General features: G+C 64.8%; 14 protein-coding genes. 5 read left to right on the forward strand and 9 right to left on the reverse strand.

Translation table 11 applies throughout. The features are described 5' to 3' along the window. Positions 1-12 precede the first annotated feature (12 nt). On the forward strand, positions 13-825 hold the full coding sequence (locus ACK1VC_RS17630; protein WP_016489022.1) for an SDR family oxidoreductase: 813 nt from the start codon (positions 13-15) through the stop codon (positions 823-825). A gap of 29 nt (positions 826-854) precedes the next feature. Here the strand turns inward: ACK1VC_RS17630 and ACK1VC_RS17635 are convergent, their stop codons facing one another. From ACK1VC_RS17635 to ACK1VC_RS17650, 4 genes are all read right to left on the reverse strand, one after another. Continuing rightward, the gene (locus ACK1VC_RS17635; RefSeq protein WP_016489023.1) at positions 855-2,306 is read right to left on the reverse strand and encodes an efflux transporter outer membrane subunit; all 1,452 of its coding nucleotides are present in this window, start codon (positions 2,304-2,306) and stop codon (positions 855-857) included. Beyond that, on the reverse strand, positions 2,303-3,364 hold the full coding sequence (locus ACK1VC_RS17640) for an HlyD family secretion protein (protein WP_060517442.1): 1,062 nt from the start codon (positions 3,362-3,364) through the stop codon (positions 2,303-2,305). Before ACK1VC_RS17640 ends, ACK1VC_RS17635 begins: the two co-directional genes overlap by 4 nt. A 28-nt stretch (positions 3,365-3,392) precedes the next feature. Then, the gene (locus tag ACK1VC_RS17645; RefSeq protein WP_191086955.1) at positions 3,393-4,934 is read right to left on the reverse strand and encodes an MFS transporter; all 1,542 of its coding nucleotides are present in this window, start codon (positions 4,932-4,934) and stop codon (positions 3,393-3,395) included. Between the two features lie 116 nt (positions 4,935-5,050). Beyond that, positions 5,051-5,956 carry a LysR family transcriptional regulator gene (locus tag ACK1VC_RS17650; RefSeq protein WP_060517440.1) on the reverse strand — a complete coding sequence of 302 codons (906 nt, stop codon included), beginning with the start codon at positions 5,954-5,956 and terminating at the stop codon, positions 5,051-5,053. A 272-nt stretch (positions 5,957-6,228) separates the two neighbouring features. On the opposite strand from ACK1VC_RS17650, the gene ACK1VC_RS17655 reads away from it, so the two are divergent. Beyond that, a complete protein-coding gene (locus ACK1VC_RS17655) occupies positions 6,229-6,681 on the forward strand; it encodes a universal stress protein (protein ID WP_191086956.1) in 453 nt (150 codons plus the stop codon). A gap of 36 nt (positions 6,682-6,717) precedes the next feature. Here the strand turns inward: ACK1VC_RS17655 and ACK1VC_RS17660 are convergent, their stop codons facing one another. From ACK1VC_RS17660 to ACK1VC_RS17675, 4 genes are read right to left on the reverse strand one after another with little or no spacing between them, the layout of a single operon-like run. Beyond that, positions 6,718-7,578 carry an efflux RND transporter periplasmic adaptor subunit gene (locus tag ACK1VC_RS17660; protein ID WP_016489028.1) on the reverse strand — a complete coding sequence of 287 codons (861 nt, stop codon included), beginning with the start codon at positions 7,576-7,578 and terminating at the stop codon, positions 6,718-6,720. Between the two features lie 10 nt (positions 7,579-7,588). Beyond that, positions 7,589-7,789 carry a DUF1656 domain-containing protein gene (locus ACK1VC_RS17665; RefSeq protein ID WP_009685040.1) on the reverse strand — a complete coding sequence of 67 codons (201 nt, stop codon included), beginning with the start codon at positions 7,787-7,789 and terminating at the stop codon, positions 7,589-7,591. Then, positions 7,779-9,956, reverse strand: a complete 2,178-nt coding sequence (locus ACK1VC_RS17670) for an FUSC family protein (protein ID WP_060517435.1) — start codon at positions 9,954-9,956, stop codon at positions 7,779-7,781. Before ACK1VC_RS17670 ends, ACK1VC_RS17665 begins: the two co-directional genes overlap by 11 nt. Continuing rightward, positions 9,953-11,482 carry an efflux transporter outer membrane subunit gene (locus ACK1VC_RS17675; RefSeq protein WP_016489030.1) on the reverse strand — a complete coding sequence of 510 codons (1,530 nt, stop codon included), beginning with the start codon at positions 11,480-11,482 and terminating at the stop codon, positions 9,953-9,955. The genes ACK1VC_RS17670 and ACK1VC_RS17675 overlap by 4 nt, the downstream gene beginning before the upstream one ends. A gap of 192 nt (positions 11,483-11,674) precedes the next feature. Here ACK1VC_RS17675 and ACK1VC_RS17680 point away from each other — a divergent pair, with 192 nt between their 5' ends. Next, positions 11,675-12,622, forward strand: coding sequence for a LysR family transcriptional regulator (locus ACK1VC_RS17680; protein WP_016489031.1), 948 nt, complete (start codon positions 11,675-11,677; stop codon positions 12,620-12,622). 194 nt (positions 12,623-12,816) lie between these two features. After that, complete coding sequence (locus tag ACK1VC_RS17685) at positions 12,817-13,791, forward strand: 2-hydroxyacid dehydrogenase (RefSeq protein ID WP_016489032.1); 975 nt, start codon at positions 12,817-12,819, stop codon at positions 13,789-13,791. 72 nt (positions 13,792-13,863) lie between these two features. Here the strand turns inward: ACK1VC_RS17685 and ACK1VC_RS17690 are convergent, their stop codons facing one another. Continuing rightward, the gene (locus tag ACK1VC_RS17690) at positions 13,864-14,766 is read right to left on the reverse strand and encodes a DMT family transporter (RefSeq protein ID WP_016489033.1); all 903 of its coding nucleotides are present in this window, start codon (positions 14,764-14,766) and stop codon (positions 13,864-13,866) included. Positions 14,767-15,018: 252 nt separating this feature from the next. On the opposite strand from ACK1VC_RS17690, the gene ACK1VC_RS17695 reads away from it, so the two are divergent. Beyond that, positions 15,019-15,894, forward strand: coding sequence for a helix-turn-helix domain-containing protein (locus ACK1VC_RS17695; RefSeq protein ID WP_016489034.1), 876 nt, complete (start codon positions 15,019-15,021; stop codon positions 15,892-15,894). Positions 15,895-15,940 lie beyond the last annotated feature (46 nt).

Raw genomic sequence — 15,940 nt, forward strand, 5'->3', positions numbered from 1 at the left:
AAGGCTACTCCCATGCCCACCGTCCTGATCACCGGTTGTTCCAGCGGCATCGGCCGCGCCCTCGCCGACGCCTTTCGCGATGCCGGCCACCACGTCTGGGCCACTGCTCGCAAGGCAGAGGATGTTGAAGTGCTGAACGCCGCCGGCTTCACCGCCCGGCAACTGGATGTGAACGACAGCGAGGCCCTCGCCCGCCTGGCCGAAGAACTCGAAACCCTGGATATCCTGATCAACAACGCCGGCTACGGCGCCATGGGCCCGTTGCTGGACGGTGGTGTGGATGCCCTGCGCCAACAGTTCGAAACCAACGTGTTTGCCGTGGTCGGCGTGACCCGCGCGCTGTTCCCGCTGCTGCGCCGCTCACGCGCCACGGTGGTGAACATCGGCAGCGTTTCCGGTGTGCTGGTCACGCCATTCGCCGGTGCCTACTGCGCCTCGAAAGCGGCCGTGCATGCGCTGAGCGATGCCTTGCGCCTGGAACTGGCGCCGTTCGGTGTGCAGGTGATGGAAGTGCAGCCGGGGGCGATTGACACGCAGTTCGCCAACAATGCCCAGCGCCAGGCCGAGCAGGTACTGGCGGCGGACTCACCATGGTGGCCGTTGCGTGAGCATGTCCAGGCGCGGGCGCGGGCTTCGCAGGACAAGCCGACTTCGGCGGCGGTGTTTGCCCAGGGTGTGTTGGCGGCAGTCGGCAAATCGCCGGTACCGGGGATGGTGCGGTTGGGGAATGGCAGTACGGCGTTGCCGCTGATGGCTAGGTTGCTGCCACGGCGGTTGCTGGATTGGGCGCTGCGCAAGCGCTTTGGCCTGCTGCGCCCGCTCTGAGATCTCGGCTACCTGTACCGGCCCTGCCTTTACGCTTTCTTCGCGGGCTGCTCATCAAACGCCTGCCAGCCACCCCCCAAGGCCTTGTACAGCCCCACCAACGCCTGGGACACCGCCGCCGAGCTGTCGATCCACTGCTCCTCGCTGGCCAGCAATGCACCCTGCACCGTCAGCACATTGAGAAAGTCCACCGCCCCTTCCACATACTGGCGCTGGGCAGTTTCCAGGGCGATGCGGTTCTGTCGCACGGCCTCGGCCAGGTGGTCACGGCGCAATTGGCTGGCGTTGTACAGGCGAAGTACATCGTCAATCTCATGCCATGCCCCCAGCACCACCTTGCGGTAGTTCAGCGCCGCTTCCTGCTGCTGCGCCTCGCGCAGCTCCAGGGTGCCAGTGAGCCGGCCGCCCTCGAAAATCGGCAGCGACAGCTGCGGCCCGAAGGCAAAGCGGCGCGAATCCCAGCCGCCGAAATCCGACAGTTGCATGGCCTGGAAGCCGACACTGCCCGACAGCCGGATGCTCGGGTAGAAATCCGCCTTGGCCACGCCAATGCTGGCGGTGGCGGCATGCAGGCGGGCTTCGGCCTGGCGGATGTCCGGCCGGCGCTCGGCCAGTTCGGAGGGTAAGCCGATGGCAAACTGCTGCTGCGGCGCGGGCAGCTCGCCGCCCTGCAGCAATTCGGCCTGCAAGCTGCGCGGCGGTTCGGCAGCAAGCAGGCTGAGCGCGTTGATCAGGTCATCACGCCGGGCTTCCAGGCTTGGCAATCGCGACTCGATCGAAGCAACCTGGGCGCTGGCCTGGGCCACATCCAGGCGCGTGGCAACGCCTTCGGCCTGGCGGTTTTCGGACAGCTTCAGGCTGTGCCGGGCAACCTTGAGGTTGTCCTGCGTCACATCGAGGGTGTGCTGCACGGCGCGCAGCTGGATGTAATTGCCGGCGGTTTCCGAGAGCAAGGCCAGCAGCACCCCGCGGCGGTCGTTCTCGGCCACTTCGACAGTAGCATCGGCAGCCTCGACCTGGCGCCGCACGCGGCCCCACAGGTCCAGCTCCCAACCGGCCACCAGGTCGCCTTGCCAAAGGTTGTACGCCGCTTTGCCTGCCTTGCCAGACGGATCGCTCAGGCCTTCGGCGCTGTTGCGGGCGCGGCTGTAGCCGGCGCTTGCATCCACCGACGGCACTTCATCGGCAGCCACGGTACTGCGCAGGGCGCGGCTTTGCAGCAAGCGGGCGCTGGCCATCTGCAGGTCGAGGTTGCGCTCGGCAACGCGCTGGATCAAGGCACTGAGCTGTGCGTCATGGAAGGTTTCCCACCAACGCAGTTCCAGCGGTTGGGCCTGCGGCTGGCTGGCCGCCGCCTCGCCTTGCAGCGGCGCCCACTGCTGCGGTGCCTGGCTGTCAGGGCGCAGGAAGTCCGGGCCCATGGTGCAGCCCGCCAGCAACATGGCCAGCAGTACCGGGCTCAAGCGTAATGCCGGTTTCATCGTGCGCTTACCTCTTTGCCGTCCAGCTTGTCGCCACGGGTATCGATGGTCGCTTCCACCGACATGCCCACACGCAGGCGGGTGAGCAGTGGCTGGCCATCATCGAATACGATCTTCACCGGAATGCGCTGCACCACCTTGGTGAAGTTGCCGGTGGCGTTGTCCGGTTTGACGGCGGCGAAGGTGACGCCGGTAGCCGGGGCGATGCTTTCCACATGCCCTTGCAGCTTTTCGCCGGAGAAGGTGTCGACGCTGATGCTCACCGGCTGGCCAGGCTGCACGTGGGTCAGCTGGGTTTCCTGGAAGTTGCCGACCACATAGGCCTGCTGCAACGGCACCACCGACAGCAGGCGGGCACCCGGGTTGACGTAGGCGCCTATGCGCAGTGCGCGCTCGCCGACCATGCCGTCCACCGGCGCAGTAATGCGTGTGTAGGACAGGTCGAGCTGGGCCTTTTCCACGCCCGCTTCGGCCCGTTTCAGCTGGCCATCGGCGCTGGCCACCTGGGCGGTCAGAATATCCACCTGCTTGCGCGCTGCCACTAACGCCGCCTGAGCATTGGCCAGGCGCGCACGGGCCTGGTCGACGCCGCTGCGCGCCTGCTGGGCGTTCTGCACGGTACCGGCGCCCTGCTCGGCCAGGCGGCTGTAGCGGTTGACCTCATGGTCGGCGAACGCCGCTTCGGCCTGGGCGGCTTTGACAGCAGCCTCGGCCTGGGCAATCAACGATGCCTGGCGCTCAAGGGTGGCGCGGGCATCGGCGCTTTGCGCCTGGGCCACCAGCAACTGCGCCTGCGCGGCATCCAGGGCGGCCTGGTAATCACGGGCGTCGATGGTCGCCAGCAACTGGCCGGCCTTGACCTGCTGGTTGTCCTCCACCAGCACTTCTTTGATAAAGCCGGCCACCTTTGGCGCGACCACGGTGTAGTCGGCAATCACGTAGGCGTCGTTGGTGCTCTGCCGGTGGTCGCTGCCAAATATCCAGGGGCCGACGATGCCAGCCAGGACAGCCACGGCCAGCACCGAGCCGATGAACAGGGTTTTGCGGTTGTTGGTCATTTCAGCGGTTCTCGAATTCATCCAGGGGTCAGGCCACCGCACGCGGCGGATAAACCCGGGTAGGCACGAAAGGAATCAGGCAGATCAGCGCCACGGCAATGCAGGCCAGGACCAGGTACAGGTCAGCCGAGGTCAGTACCAGCGCCTGGTCGTGGATGCGCCTGGCCAAGCCCGCAGCGCTGTCGTCGACCAGCGGGGCGTTGCCCAGGCTGTCCACCAGGTGGTTGGAATGAAAGTGCCGGCGCAGGGTGCCAACGGCATCCAGCAGGCCACCGGCGATCACGGCGGCCAGGCCTTTCACGGTGTTGAACCAGCTGGAGGCGAACGGGCCTTCCTGCGGCGTCATGCCGTTGGTGGACAGCATCAGCAGCGGCAGCACCGCCATCGGCTGGCCGAACACCTGCAACAGGTAGAACGGGTAGAAGTCGCCACGGATCCACTCGCTGGTCAGCAGGCTGCTGCCGACACAAGACACCGCCAGCATCGCCAGGCCAATACCCAGCACCCAGCGGCAGTCCACCGCGCGGATGTTGCACAGCGCCGCCGTCAGCGGCAGGGCGATCAACTGCGGCATGGCCACCAGCATCATCAACGGGCTGGTCTGCGCCGGGCGGTAGCCCTGGATCTGCGCCAGGTAGGCAGAGGGGATGCTGCCCACACCCGACAGCACGATCAGCACACCGGCCAGGGTCACCAGGGCAAAACTCAGGTTGCGCCGCTGCAGCATGCGCAACTGGAAGAACGGCAACGGCTCGGACCACTCGTTGTACATGAACAGCACCAGCAACAGCAGGCCACCGCCCAGCAGCCAGCAGATCAGCGGCGAATCGAACCAGCCCCAGCGGTCGCCCAGCGACAGGCCCAGCACGATGCAGCTGATGGCCGGCAGGCCAAGCAGCACGCCACGCCAGTCGAACTGCTTGAAACGCTCCAGGCGCAGCGGGTCCTGTGGCAGGCCCCAGCCGACGCAGACGATGGCCAGCAGCGAGGGCAGGATGATCTGCCAGAACGCCCATTGCCAACCGACATATTCGGTCCACAGCCCCGCCAGTGGTGTGCCGAGGTTGGGGCCGAAGGTGGCAGTCAGGGCGTAGCAGGCCAGGCCATAGACCTTGATACCTGGTGGCAAAAAGCGCAGGGCCACGCTCATCAGCATCGGCGGCAGGGCTCCCGAGGCAAAGCCCTGCAGCACACGCAGCAGCATCAGGCTGTGCAGGTTGGGGGCGAACGGTTGCAACAGGCCGAGCACGGCGAACAGGGCGATTGCGCTCATGGTGAAGCGCCGCAGCGAGAAGGTGGTGGCCAGCCAGGGCGCAAAGGCCATGGCCGAGACCGAGGCGGCGCTGTACACCGCCAGCAACCAGGCGCCTTCGTCGGCACCGATGCCCATGGCACCGCGGATATCGGCGAGGGAAATCTTGGTGACCGACTCGTTGAGGCCTGCACACAGCACGGCCAGCAACACACCGAACAGCCCGACCACCACCTGCAGGCCAAACGCCGTCTGCGCAGGTGCGGCCGGCGCGGGGGCGGCGGCCAGCGCCGCAGAGGGCGCGGTCAGGGAAGTCATGGGAATACATCTCCAGCAACAATTTCAGGGCTGGGGCAAGTTTAAGAAGGTCGAATGCTGACGAAAACTGACTTGTTGGTAGTTGTATATTGCGTCAGACGCAATCGATGCCGAAATCACGGATCTATGCGGCCACACGCTTTCAACGTCTGGCGCAACCAACGGTGCGCGGGGTCGTTGTCAAAGCGCGGGTGCCACGCCTGCATCACATTGACCTTCTCCAACGGCACCGGGATCTCGAACGAGCGCAATGGCAACTTCAACCGCTGCACGCTGTTGAGGATATTGGCGGGTATCGGCAGGATCAGGTCCGAATCCGGCAGCGAGAACATCGCCGAATGGAAACTGGTGGTGATCAGGGCCACTCGACGTTCCACCTTGTGATTGGCCAACGCCACATCAATGGGTCCATTGGCCCGGCCGCGTCGGGACACGCTGATCTGCGGGTAGGCGGCAAATCGCTCAGGGGTGATCGGGGCGTCGAAGATCGGGTGCCCCTCCCGCGCCAGGCCCACGAAGTAGGTGTTGAACAGGCTCTGCACCTTGATTTCCGGCCCCAGCTCAATGGCCGAGCTGATGATCAGGTCGATATGCCCGTTGCGCAGCACCGCATCATCGTCACCACTGCCCTCCGGGACGAACCGCAACACCGTACGCGGCGCCTGGGCCAGCATCATGCGCAGCAGCTGAGCGCCGTACAGGGCAATGAACAGATCATTGGTGCGGATGTTGAAGGCACGGTCCAGGTTAACCAGGTCGACATCGTCACGGCTGCGAAACACCTGCCCGGCCTGCTCTACCAGCCCATGCACCTGCTCGCGCAAGGCCAGCGCCCGCGGCGTCGGCACCAGGCCACGGCCGGCGCGCACCAGGATGGGGTCACCCAGGGCATCGCGAATGCGCCCCAAGGTGCGGCTCATGGCGGCCGGGCTCAGGTTCATGCGCTGCGCTGCGCCCACGACGCTGCCTTCGTCGAGCAGGGCATCGAGGGCGACGAGCAGGTTCATGTCCGGGAGTTGCATGGCCGTTTTCCATTACAGCTGTGGGAAACGCGATGGTAGCAGGTTGGTGGATTGCATCAGACGCAATGCGCTCTTGCGTGGTGGGGCATTTATTCACTGGGCACGTTTGGCCATAAATGGGTGATGGGCAGGTCGGGCCCTTTCGCGGGGCAAGCCCGCTCCCACAGGTACTGCACAGCGTTTGGGCATTTTGGGAGTCCTGTGGGAGCGGGCTTGCCCCGCGAAAGGGCCCGACCTGCAAGCACATTACTCAGCCTCAGCCAAGGATCCCCATGCCCAGCCCCGTCCTGATCGCCATCGACGCCTCCCCTGCTTCCAGCGCCCTGCTCACCCTCGCCCGCCGCTACTGCCGCCCCGGTGAACACGAACTGCACGTGCTGCTGGCCATCGATTCCACCTTCGCCGTGCATGAGCAACCTGCGCCCTACACCGCCGAGGAACTGGAAGAATACCCCGTCGCCTGCGAGGAACAGCAGCATGCCGACCACGCCGTAGCCGCGGCCGTGCGCGAGCTGCAGCAAGCCGGCTTCACCTGCCAGGGGTGCATGGTGGCCGGCCAGCCCGTTGATGTGATTGTGGCCAAGGCGCAGGAATTGAACTGCGAGCTGATCATCATGGGCCACCGTCACCTGACACGGTTGGGGCGGTTGCTCGACCCGTCGATCAGCTCGAAGGTGATCGATCAGGTCCAGGTACCTGTGTTGGTGGGGGCGACGGGTGTATGAATCGGGACATGTGCCACCTTACGGGCAACACATCTCTCAAGGCGAACTCGGCTTCACCACCACCGTACACGTCGTCCCCGCCGCCAGCAAAAACCCTTCCGGCACTTCATCGATGTGAATACGCACCGGCACCCGCTGTGCCAGGCGCACCCAGTTGAAGGTGGGGTTCACATCGGCGATCAGCTCGCGGCTTTGTGGGTTGTCGCGGTCATAGATGCCGCGGGCAATGCTCTCCACATGCCCCTTGATCCGCTCGCCGCTCATCATCTGCAACTCGGCCTGGTCACCCACCTTCACGTGCGGCAGCTTGGTCTCCTCGAAGAACCCGTACACCCAGAACGAATTTTCGTCGACCACCGCCATCACCGCCTCACCGGTGCGCGCGTAGTCGCCCTTGTGGATATTCAGGTTGGTCACGTAGCCATCCACTGTGGCGACGATATGCGTGCGCTTGAGGTTCAGCTCGGCTGCCGCCAGTTCGGCAAGGGCTTGCTGGTAGTCTGCCTGGGCGGAGTTGGCGATGTTGCTGGCGTCGTCACGGTTTTCCTTGGAGATCACCAGGTTGTCCATGTCGGCACGGCGCTTGGCGTTGACCTTGCGCATTTCCCAGGTGGCCTTGCGTGACGCCACCATGGCCTTGGCCTGGTCGACCGCCAACTGGTAGTGCTCGGGGTCGATCTGGATCAGCAGGTCGCCCTTCTTCACCCGCTGGTTGTCCTTGACCGGTACGTCCACCACGTAGCCTGGCACATCGGCAGCGACGTTGATGATGTCGGCGCGTACGCGGCCGTCGCGGGTCCACGGCGTGGTCATGTAGTGCAGCCACAACTGGCGACCGATGGCCACGGCAGCGACCAGCACCAGCAGGGTGGCGATCAGGCTGAAGAACTTTTTCATCGAAGGATTCTCACCAGTAGACAGTAAGCGCCATGGCGCCGAACAGGCAGACGAACAGGCTCAGGCGCAACAGCGCCGGGTGCCAGAAGAAGCGGTAGCCATCATGGCTGGCAATGAACCGGTCCAGGCCCCAGGCCAGGCCCAGGGCGAACAGGAACATCAAGGTCATGGTGGGCATGTAAACGCCATGAAAGGCGATCTCACGGGGCATGGTGCAATCCTTTCGCCGGTGCCAGTGGCGACTGTGGGTCGAGCAAGGAGGAACGGATGAAGTGCAGGTAGCTCTGCGCGCGGCGCAGTACCGAGGTGTCGAAATGACGGGCGAACGGTTCGTCGGTGGCCTGCACCCTGGCAATGGCATGGTCCACGGCGACCAGGGCGCGTTCGTGGTTGCTGGCATTTGGCTGCAAGAACAAACGTGTCAGGGCACGGCCCATGACGCGGATGGCCTGGCGCCACGGCTGCGACTCGGCGTAGGCCGGGTGCACCGGTGCGCGAGCTTGTTCCTTGCGCAGCTCGATCACGGCGTGGCCGATTTCCAGCACGGTGAACATCCAGCCCATCAGTTGGCTCTGCACCTGCGGCTTGCCAGCCGCCAGGCCATAGGCCTGGTGCAGCAGGTCGCGGGTACGGCTTTCGAAGGCCGTACCGATACCGCGCAGGCGGCCACTGATGGCGAACAGCACCTGCTCGCGCAGCTCCTGCTCCAGGCGGTTCCACAACCAGCGGCTGTTGGGCGGCAGGATGATCGCCCCGGCGGCGGCACAAACGAACATACCGATGACCATGCCGATGTAGTCGTTGATGAAGGTGTACGGGTCATACACCGTCAGGTTGTTCGGCACCGAGCCAATCGCGAAGAACACCAGCAGGCCGATGCCGTAACCGGCATAGGCAGGGCGCGACGAAAGGAACGCGCCCAGCACGAACACCGGCGCCAGCACCATGCACAGCAGCGGGAAACCGTCGATCCAGGGGAACACGAAGAAGGTTTCGAAGAAGCCGACAAAGGCGCCGATGGCTGTGCCGCAGGCCATCTGGAACGACATGCGCTTGGGGTTGGGTGACGCCGCCGAAAGGCCCACGGTAACCGTGGCGATGAGGGTCATCATGGCGCCGCTGGGCCAGTCGCTGAGCAGCCAGTAGCTGCCCAGCAGCAACAGCACCGCCGAGGCGCGTACACCGGCGGCCAGCGACACCAGCCAGCTGGTCTGCGCCACGTAGGGCTCGTCCCACTGTTCGCGCTCGTGTTTGTGCGCGGCCAGCGAGGCGTGGGTTTGGGCGTAGCTGAACATCTCGTCGACGAAGCGGTACAGCAGTTCGAAGGCGGTGTGGAAATCGAGGAGGTCGGATTCGCTGGGGTCGGTCGCCAGGTACTCGGCGCGCAGGCCCCGCACCTGCGCTTGCAGCCCCTCTTTGTAGGCAGCCAGTTCCAGGGTCAGGCGCAGTGCATCGGCGTCGGTCAACGCCCGGCCCACGTAAGGCTGCAGCAGCTCCACCAAGGTGTTCAGGCCTGGCTCGATGGCGCTGACGATCTGCAGCGGGCCACGGGCGCGCAGGCGCTCCAGCAAACGGTGCAGGGCGTTGAAGCGCGTGGTAATGGCCATGAACTCGCTGTTCATCCGTACCAGCCGGCCACTGCGACGGCGCATGTGCGGGTCTTCGAAGGCGGTGACGTTGCGCAGGCTCTCAAGGCCCACGGCCTCGGCAACGAAGCGCACGTTGCTGCTCTCGAAACGGTCCTTCTGGCTATCGCCACGCAGCGCCTCGACCACTACCCCGGCAAAAACGCCAAAGCGCTGGTACAAGGCGTTGCGCATGGCGGCACTGGCCGACTGCGGCAGGATGGCGGCGCTGACGAAGGTCGACACCAGAATGCCCAGGGCAATCTCCAGCACCCGCCATACCGCCGCCATGAAGGCCTGGTCGGGGTGCTGCAGCACCGGCAGGCCGATCATCGCGGCCGTGTAGCCGGCCAGCACAAAGCCATAGGCACGGAAGGTGCGATAGCGCATGGCGCCTGCCGAACACAGCCCCACCCACAAGGCCAGGCTGGGCAGGAACAGCTCGGTGTTCTGCGGGAAAATGGCAATCAGCGCCACCATCATCGCCGAGCCGGCCAGGGTGCCGAGCACCCGATAGAAGCTCTTGGCGAACACATGCCCGCTTTGCGGCTGCATGACGATGAACACGGTGATCATGGCTGTGCGCGGTTGCGGCAGCTCCAGGCGCATGGCCAGCCACAGGGTGATGAACGCGGCGGCCAGTACCTTGAAGATGTACACCCATGTCACGCCGTCGGTGCGGGCCCAGGCAAAGAAGCCCCGGCGCCACTCCAGGCTTTGCAGCCAGCGCACGGGCAAACTGGAAGTGCTCATTCGGCGTTATCCGGCTTCTTGTCGAAAATGGCCAGGGTGGCCGGGGTTTTCGGCGCGGCCTGGCGTTCCTCTTTCGGCGCATCCTGACCGGCCTGCAGGCCACCACCCAGGGCGGTCACCAGCTCGGCATGGGCAATCAGGCGGGCGGCCTGCACCTGCTGTTGCACCTGCTGCTGGCGGAACAGCAAGGTCTGCGCGTTGAGTACGTTCAGGTAGTCGGTGAGGCCGCGCTGGAAGGCAACCATGGCGATGTCGTAGGTTTTCTGCGCGGCGGCGACGGACTCGGCAGCGAAATGCGACTGTTCTTTCATCGACTCGCGGCGGATCAACTGGTCGGAGATGTTCTTCAGTGCCCCCACCACGGTCTGGTTGTAACGGGCCACAGCCACGTCATACCCCGCCGACGCCACACCCAGTTCCGAGCGCAGGCGGCCGCCGTCGAAGATGGGCAAGCTGATGGCCGGCCCGACGTTGTAGTTGAACTTGCGCCCGGTCAGGAATTCCAGCGGGCCACCGCCGGTAGCCATGAAGCCCAGGCTGCCGACCAGGTCGACGTTGGGGAAAAAGCCGGCGTGGGCGACGTCGATACCTCGCGCCTGGGCAGCCACCTGCCAGCGGCTGGCAACCACATCGGGACGCTGGCCGACCAGTTCGGCGGGCAGGTTCGATGGCAGTTTCAGCGGCGCGGCCAAGGCCAGGGCCGGGCGCTGCAATTGCGCGCCCTCCCCCGGGCCCTTGCCGGCCAGTGCGGCCAGCTGGTTGCGGGTCAGGGCAATGTCTTCGTTCAGGCTGTCGAGCTGACGGTGGGTTTCCGGCAGCGGCGCTTCGGCCTGGCTGACTTCGAAATGGGTACCGATGCCGGCATCCAGGCGGCGCTTGGCCAGGGCCAGGATCTGCTCCTGCTGCTCCAGTTCGGCCTTGACGATATCGCGCTGGGCAAAATGCAGGCTCAGCTGGATATAGGCACGCACCACGTTGTTCTGCAGCTCCAGCTGCGCCTGGCGGGCTTCGGCCACGCTCATGTGCGCCTGGTCCACAGCCTGCTCACTGGCATTGCGATCACGGCCCCAGAGGTCGAGGGCATAGCTGAAGCCGATGGCGGCGTTGTTGTCCCAGGTGTTGGCGCCCGACAGCGCGCCCGGGCCGTAGAACTGGTCCTCAGGCCAGTTGTGGCGCTTGAGGGTGGCCTGGCCGTTGGCCTGGAGCTTTTCGGCCGACTCGACCACGCCGGCCATGGCCTTGGCCTCGCGCACACGCGCCGCGGCCATGGCCAGGCTAGGGCTACCGGCTACCGCCAGGGTAATCCAGCGATCCAGCTGCGGGTCGCCATAGGCGTGCCACCACTGCTGGTCGGGCCAATGGGCGTCGGTCGCGGCTTCGCGTATGGCCGCGTCGGTGGTCAAGGTATTGGCTTGCAGCGTCTTGCTTTGCGGGGCGATGCCCCAGGTTCCGATACAGCCACTCAAGGTGAGGGCAAGGGCACAGGCACTGAACGCATTGAGCGTTCTGATGATGCGACGCGGCACAGCTGCGATTTCCCGAGGAAGAGGTGAAGGGGGCCGGGCAATTCTAGGGGGCGGCAGCACTGGCGATAAGCGCAGATTCCTGCGAATCTTTGTTACCAAAACAGCGATAATCCGCCTTTGGTCGAAGGCAACTTTTCATCTTTTCTGCGTTACTTCGTGACACAATTTTGTCCTCTACATCGAGAGTGACCCATGGACACCCTGCAAAACATGCGTGCTTTCAGTTGCGTAGCCCAGCTTGGCAGCTTTACCGCTGCTGCCGCGCAACTGGACACGACCACCGCGAACGTGTCGCGGGCGGTCTCCAACCTGGAAGCCCATCTGCAAACAAGGCTGCTCAACCGTACCACCCGCCGCATTGCGCTGACCGAGGCCGGCAAGCGCTACCTGATGCGTTGCGAACAGATTCTTACCTATGTGGAAGAAGCCGAAGCCGAAGCCAGCGATGCCCATGCCCGCCCGGCCGGGCAGCTGAAGGTGCACTCGATGACCGGGGTCGGCCAGCATTTCGTGGTCGATGCAATCGCCCGCTACCGTGAATCGCACCCGGACGTCACCTTCGACCTGACCATGGCCAACCGCGTGCCCGACCTGCTTGACGAGGGCTATGACGTGTCCATCGTGCTGGCCACCGAACTGCCCGACTCGGGGTTCGTGTCGCAGCGCCTGGGCATCACCTACAGCATCGTCTGCGCCTCGCCCGACTACATCGCCCGCCACGGCGTGGCGCACAAGCCCGCCGACCTGCTCAAGCATGCCTGCCTGCGCATGGTCAGCCCGGTGATCCCGCTGGAAAAATGGCTGTTCGACGGCCCGGAAGGCCAGGAGATGGTCAACATCACCAGCTCGCCGTTCATGGTCAATACCGCCGACGCCATGAAAACTGCCATCCGCAGCGGCATGGGTGTAGGCGTGCTGCCGATCTATTCGGCCATCGATGGCCTGCGGGATGGCAGCCTGGTGCGGGTGCTGCCCGAATACCGCCTGCAGGAACTGAACCTGTACGCCATCTACCCGTCGCGGCAGTACCTGGATGCCAAGATCAAGACGTGGGTCGAGTACCTGCGCAACTCGCTGCCGGAGATTCTCGCCGCCCATGAGGCGGACCTGAAAACCCATCAGGTGCTGATCGCCAATTAAAAAGCTGCTGCATGGCGGGGGTGGACAATGGTAGGTTGCTAACCATTGTCGGCCCATTCGCGGGCATGCCCGCTCCCACAGGTACAGCGCTGCCCTCAAGGCCTGCACATAACCTGTGGGAGCGGCGGTGAAGCGCTCCGATTTACCCGCGAAGAATCCACCCTCGTCCCACCGCCTTGCAGAGAAGTTGCCCGATGAAAAAGACCGTCCTGGCCTTCAGCCGTATCACCCCGGCCATGGCCGAGCGCCTGCAGCAAGACTTCAACGTGATTTTGCCCAACCCCAAGCTCGGCGACATCAACGCCCAGTTCAACGAAGCCCTGCCTGAGGCCCACGGCCTGATCGGCGTTGGCCGCAAGCTGGGCCGTGCGCAGCTTGAAGGCGCGGCCAGGCTGGAGGTGGTGTCCAGCGTGTCGGTCGGCTACGACAACTATGACCTGGACTACTTCAACGAACGCGGCATCGCCCTGACCAACACCCCCGACGTACTCACCGAAAGCACCGCCGACCTGGGCTTCTCGCTGGTCATGGGCTGCGCCCGCCGCACGGCCGAACTGGATGCCTGGACCAAGGCCGGCAACTGGCAGGCCACCGTGGGGCCGGCGCTCTTCGGCAGCGATGTGCATGGCAAGACACTGGGTATCGTCGGCATGGGCAACATCGGTGCCGCCATTGCCCGTCGTGGCCGGTTCGGCTTCAACATGCCGGTCATCTACGCGGGCAACAGCCGCAAGACCGCGCTTGAGCAAGAGCTGGGCGCACAGTTCCGCAGCCTGGAGCAGTTGCTGGCCGAAGCGGACTTCGTCGTTATCGTGGTGCCATTGTCCGACGCCACCCGCAAGCTGATCAGCGCCCGGGAACTGAAGCTGATGAAGCCAAGTGCCTTCCTGATCAACATCGCCCGCGGGCCGGTAGTGGATGAAGCAGCGCTGATCGAAGCGTTGCAGAACGGCACCATTCGTGGGGCTGGCCTGGATGTGTACGAGAAGGAGCCACTGAGCGATTCGCCGCTGTTCAAACTGCCCAATGCGCTGACGTTGCCGCACATTGGTTCGGCCACTGCCGAAACCCGTGAGGCCATGGCCAACCGCGCGATGGACAACCTGCGCGCGGCGCTGCTGGGTGAGCGGCCGCGCGACCTGGTGAACCCGCAGGTGTGGAAGGGCTGACAGCCTTACTTTGCCTGTACCGGCCTCTTCGCGGGCTTGCCCGCGAAGAGGCCGGTACAGGCAACAGATTATCTATTTAGCCACCAAAATACCCTCAGCCACCTTCGCCTTGGGCTTGCGAAACACCAGCACATTCCCCGCCATTACCGCCACCAGCCCGCACAAGGCCGGCGCCGTCCACTGATACCCCTCGGCCACCGCCGACACATTCAACGCCACCAACGGGAACAGCACGGTGCAGTAGGCTGCCCGCTCCGGCCCCATGCGCCCGACCAGGGTCAGGTAGGCAGTGAAGCCGATTACCGAACCCGGAATTACCAGGTACATCAGCGAACCGATGTAGCGGGTGTTCCACTCCATGGTGAAAGGAATGCCGCTGAACAGGCAATAAACCATCAACATGGCGGCGCCGTAGACCATGCCCCAGGCATTGGTGGTCATGGGCTTGAGCCCGGCCTTCTGCTGCATGCTCGACAGCATGTTCCCCGCCGAGAAGCACAGCGTGCCGAGCAAGGCCAGGCCCAGGCCGTACAGGGTTTCACGGCTGGCCGCATGGTGCGACAGCTCCGGCCAGAACAGCAGCCCCAGGCCGAGCAGGCCCAGGGCACCGCCGCCCAGCACATTGGCGGCGATCTTCTGGCCGAAGAACACCCGCGCGTTCAGCGCGTTCCACAAGGTCGCCGTGGAAAACACCACGGCGATCAGGCCACTGGCAATCCACTGGCTGGCGGTGAGGAAGCACATGAAATTGACGCAGAACAGGCACAGGCCCTGGGCCAGGCAGATCTGGTGGCCGCGCCTGTTCATGGGTTGCAGGCGACGGGTGAGCAGCAGGATGGCGAACAGGATGAGGCCCGCAAGGGCGAAGCGATAGACGATCGAGACCGGGATGGCGACCACGCCCAGCTGGAGCTTCAGGGCGATCCAGGTGGTGCCCCAGATCAGGACGGTGAGCAGGTAGAGTGACAGGTTCATGGCGGCGGTTCCTTGGGCCTCTCAAAATCGGTGCCCGGCGCATCGCGGGGCAAGCCCGCTCCCACAAATACCGTGCAGCCTTCGCATGCTGTGGGAGCGGGCTTGTCCCGCGAATCGAGGGCGCAGCCCTCGCCGAGGCCCTCAGTGTTCGTCCTCCTGGCATTAACCGCTTGCACAAACTTGCGCTTTTCCCTCTCAGCTAGCTGTCACTGCGGCGCAAGCGCAGTACGATGGCCGTCAGAGGAACCACCCATGACGCCACTCACCCAGCTGCAAGTGTTCAACGCCATGCACGCCTCGCCCCACGCCCGGCTGGAACTCAGCGCACACCTGGGCGATGGGCTGGCGGGGGCGTTGTGGAGCAACCGCGACGATGCCCGCGACTACCAGGCGCCGACCCATCACACCCTGTCGTGCTACATCGCCGACGGCACCGGCACCTTCCGCCGCCAGCGCCCGGCCGACAAAGGTGCGCCCGGCAAGCTGTGCGTGATGCCGGCCGGGCAGGAATCGAACTGGGTGGTCAATGGTGCAATCCGCCTGGCCCACCTGTATGTCAGCGAGGCACAGTTCGCCCTGGGCTGCGTGCGCCTGCTCGATCGGGAACCGCGAGAGCTGCAATTGCAGGAAGCGACTTTTCTGGACGACCCGCAACAGGCCGCACGTTTTCGCCACCTGATTCAGCTGGACTGGGACGAGCCCGGCGAGCGCCTGCTGGCCAGCAGCCTGGCACACGAGATCGTCGACCATGCGCTGCTCAGCCAGGTGGGGCTGCGCCAGGGCCTGCGCCTGAAAGGCGGGCTGGCGCCGAACCTGCGCCGGCAGTTGGTCGACTACATCGAGGCGCACCTGGACCAGCCGGTTACCCTGGGTGAACTGGCCTTGCGCTGCAACTTGTCCGAATACCACTTTGCGCGCATGTTCCGTACCAGTTTCGGGCTACCGCCGCACCAATACCTGCTGGCCCGGCGACTGCACCGGGCCTGCCAGCTGCTGCAACTGGGGGTGATGCCGCTGGGGGAGATTGCCCTTTTGTGCGGGTTTGCCAGTGCCAGCCATTTCAGTAACCGGTTCCGGCAGGCGCTTGGTGCAACGCCTGGGGAATATCGCTCGGCATTCAAGGCGTGAAATGGGGCCGCTTTGCGGCCCTTTCGCGGGCCAAAGCCCCACCCCC

The sequence above is a fragment of the Pseudomonas sp. XP2 genome, from assembly GCF_053557975.1.

Bases quoted from the DNA above. Each gene is read 5' to 3' on its own strand.
- ACK1VC_RS17650 (WP_060517440.1), bottom strand. From the start codon at position 5,956: ATGCAACTCCCGGACATGAACCTGCTCGTCGCCCTCGATGCCCTGCTC.
- ACK1VC_RS17630 (WP_016489022.1), top strand. From the start codon at position 13: ATGCCCACCGTCCTGATCACCGGTTGTTCCAGCGGCATCGGCCGCGCC.
- ACK1VC_RS17695 (WP_016489034.1), top strand. From the start codon at position 15,019: ATGACGCCACTCACCCAGCTGCAAGTGTTCAACGCCATGCACGCCTCG.
- ACK1VC_RS17685 (WP_016489032.1), top strand. From the start codon at position 12,817: ATGAAAAAGACCGTCCTGGCCTTCAGCCGTATCACCCCGGCCATGGCC.
- ACK1VC_RS17645 (WP_191086955.1), bottom strand. From the start codon at position 4,934: ATGACTTCCCTGACCGCGCCCTCTGCGGCGCTGGCCGCCGCCCCCGCG.
- ACK1VC_RS17690 (WP_016489033.1), bottom strand. From the start codon at position 14,766: ATGAACCTGTCACTCTACCTGCTCACCGTCCTGATCTGGGGCACCACC.
- ACK1VC_RS17655 (WP_191086956.1), top strand. From the start codon at position 6,229: ATGCCCAGCCCCGTCCTGATCGCCATCGACGCCTCCCCTGCTTCCAGC.
- ACK1VC_RS17635 (WP_016489023.1), bottom strand. From the start codon at position 2,306: ATGAAACCGGCATTACGCTTGAGCCCGGTACTGCTGGCCATGTTGCTG.
- ACK1VC_RS17660 (WP_016489028.1), bottom strand. From the start codon at position 7,578: ATGAAAAAGTTCTTCAGCCTGATCGCCACCCTGCTGGTGCTGGTCGCT.
- ACK1VC_RS17640 (WP_060517442.1), bottom strand. From the start codon at position 3,364: ATGACCAACAACCGCAAAACCCTGTTCATCGGCTCGGTGCTGGCCGTG.
- ACK1VC_RS17680 (WP_016489031.1), top strand. From the start codon at position 11,675: ATGGACACCCTGCAAAACATGCGTGCTTTCAGTTGCGTAGCCCAGCTT.
- ACK1VC_RS17670 (WP_060517435.1), bottom strand. From the start codon at position 9,956: ATGAGCACTTCCAGTTTGCCCGTGCGCTGGCTGCAAAGCCTGGAGTGG.
- ACK1VC_RS17665 (WP_009685040.1), bottom strand. From the start codon at position 7,789: ATGCCCCGTGAGATCGCCTTTCATGGCGTTTACATGCCCACCATGACC.